Below are 1,640 nucleotides of genomic sequence, written 5' to 3'. Positions count from 1 at the left end.
ACCATATACAAACACGTTGGCAGTAATTAAAAAATTGAATGGCAGAAATATACAGAACTGAAAGTATAGTAGAAGCTTTAAAGCTTGCTGAAAAATTTAAACAAACAGGAAAATATAATTTATTTAGAGGTCAAGCTCAAAATTGGGAAGTTGTACCAACTGCAGGAAGAATTTCAAAAGAAGAATTTGAACAATCTAAAAAACAACTTGAAAGACTCTTATACTATTTTAGCACTGAAACGGTTTTAAAAAAATATTGTTCGCGAATTGATGATTTTTTTGCTATTGCACAGCATTATGGAATTCCAACTAAATATATAGATTTTACAGAAAGTATAGAAGTTGCATTCTACTTCGCAACAAATTCAAAGTCAAATAAATTACGAGAAGATTGTTCTATAATCTGTCTCAATGAAAATGATTTCAACAAGTTTGTAGAATTTTCGAAAATTCTATACGAAAAAGATGGAGTTATTTCACCTTATATAGTGAAAGACGACGTGAAGAATTTATGGAGACTTCAAGCTCAAAAAGGATGTTTTCTATACACACCATATGACAAAATTGAAATGTTTTATGATTTTGATAAAATAATATTTCCTTTTTCTAACTCTTTCAGAGAAATAGGAAAAGAAGATATTTATCCAGAAAGAAAAAGTGAACTAGAAATTATGCTAGATTCTTACTTTGATACAGAAAGAAGGATTAAAGGACAAAAAAGAATGCATTCTTTTGCGAAAGAAATGAATATTACTATTAATCATATTCCTGAAATTAATCAATTTGAAATTTTAGAAAAAAAAGAGGTTCATAAAAGTTGGTATTCGTATACATACAGAAAATGGAATTTTCAATTGAATGAAAGTTGGAAATCTACCTTAAATGAAAAAACAATAAATCTTTCTATTTCAAAAAATCAGTTTAAAAATTCAAAAGATTTTATAAAAATAAATAAATCTCAACTTCGTAGAGAGTTCAATGAGAAAAATATTGCTAAAAATACACCTTTAAGTTTTAAAATAAATTCGACTTTCGAGTTACCAAAAAAATATCTATCTATTATAAATGAAAATTGTGGACGAATTTGGGACGGAACTAGAAATCTACCTTTTAGCAAAGAGGAAATTATTAAAATTATATGTACATATTTATTAATAGAATTTAAAAATAGAGAAAAAGAAATTAAAGACGGATTAATAACTTTAGAAATGTCCAATAAATATGGTAGTATTACAAGATTTAATGCTGAACCTAACAATTTAGTTAAAGCGTTTAGAGATGATATAAATGAAGTTGTAGATAAAAATAAACAAAGACCAATACCTTCTGAATTATTAATGTTTATAAATAAACCTAGATACATATTTGATTTCAAAAAAATGATAGAATTCTTTAAAGAAGAAGCAATTGCACAACAAGTTTTCTATAATCGGAGAAATAAAAACCCTGTTATATTTTATACACCTGCACAAATGAAAATACTAGGATATGCATAAAAAACTACTGCCAACAACGTATATAATTTATTGCTGGCTTTTTGCCTACTTGCGAAAGTCCTCGCGGACTTTCTTGGTCGGTAATTATTTACTAAATTAGTTGCTTGAAACACGCAACAAACCATATACAACAACGTTAGTTTC

The 1,640-nt window shown here is 26.8% G+C and carries 1 protein-coding gene; it reads left to right on the top strand.

Annotation, left to right across the window (positions count from 1 at the left end; translation table 11 throughout):
• Positions 1-38: 38 nt before the first annotated feature.
• The gene (locus KO506_RS16375) at positions 39-1,496 is read left to right on the top strand and encodes an FRG domain-containing protein (protein WP_215996009.1); all 1,458 of its coding nucleotides are present in this window, start codon (positions 39-41) and stop codon (positions 1,494-1,496) included.
• The last annotated feature ends 144 nt before the right edge of the window (positions 1,497-1,640 follow it).

Source organism: Polaribacter vadi (genome assembly GCF_018861005.1).
Classification (GTDB): Bacteria; Bacteroidota; Bacteroidia; order Flavobacteriales; family Flavobacteriaceae; genus Polaribacter; species Polaribacter vadi_A.
Note: the sequence above shows the minus strand (reverse complement) of the source record. Positions and strands in the feature narration are given on the sequence as shown.

Bases quoted from the DNA above. Each gene is read 5' to 3' on its own strand.
- KO506_RS16375 (WP_215996009.1), top strand. From the start codon at position 39: ATGGCAGAAATATACAGAACTGAAAGTATAGTAGAAGCTTTAAAGCTT.